General features: G+C 83.5%; 1 protein-coding gene. It reads right to left on the reverse strand.

Annotation, left to right across the window (positions count from 1 at the left end):
• Window positions 1–149: 149 nt before the first annotated feature.
• On the reverse strand, window positions 150–407 hold the full coding sequence (locus JS521_RS35980) for a hypothetical protein (protein ID WP_205087032.1): 258 nt from the start codon (window positions 405–407) through the stop codon (window positions 150–152).
• Between the last annotated feature and the right edge of the window lie 320 nt (window positions 408–727).

Genomic DNA, 727 nt, shown 5'->3' on the forward strand with positions numbered 1-727 from the left:
GGGGGGGGGGGGGGGGGGGGGGGGGGGGGGGGGGGGGGGGGGGGGGGGGGGGGGGTGGGGGGGGGGGGGGGGGGGCGGGGGGGGGGGGGGGGGGGGGGGGGGGGGGTCGGGCGGGGGCGGGCCGCCCCGCCCACGAGCCCGTCGCCCGGCTATCCGTCGCCCGGCCACCCGTCGCCCGTACCGACGCAGGGGCTGCCTACGGAGCCGCCGTCACCGCCGCCGACGCCGAGCAACACGGTGCCGGGGAGCGCGGGCACGGAGGGGACATCGGCCCGGACCACCGCGCCGGGCGGACTGTCCACGAGGACGAGTACGACCACGCCCGACACGCCACCGGCGGCGACAGAGACGTCGACCTCGGCAGCGACGACTGATGGGGCCACGTCGATGCCCTGACGTGGACGCACGCTCCCCGCCCTCCCCCTCACCCCACCACGGTCCACCCTCACCCCACTCTCACCCCCACCTCTCCTCCCTCCGTGCCCCGGCGGCTTCCCGGGCGATCCCGCACGCCCCGACGTACCCGAGGCGCGCCCGAAAGGTGCCTGAGTTGTCCACGCTTCCCCCCCTACCCCCCCCCCCCCCCCCCCAGCGGGCCCGCCCCGGGGCGCCCCCCCCCCCGGGGGCGGGCGGGGGGGGGCCCCCCGGGGCGCCCCCGCCCCCCCCCGCCGGGCGGGGCCTCGCCGACGGCGGCGCGGTCGTGGGGGGGGGGGCCGCCCGCAGCCGG

Source organism: Streptomyces durocortorensis (assembly GCF_016901035.1).
Classification (GTDB): Bacteria; Actinomycetota; Actinomycetes; order Streptomycetales; family Streptomycetaceae; genus Streptomyces; species Streptomyces durocortorensis.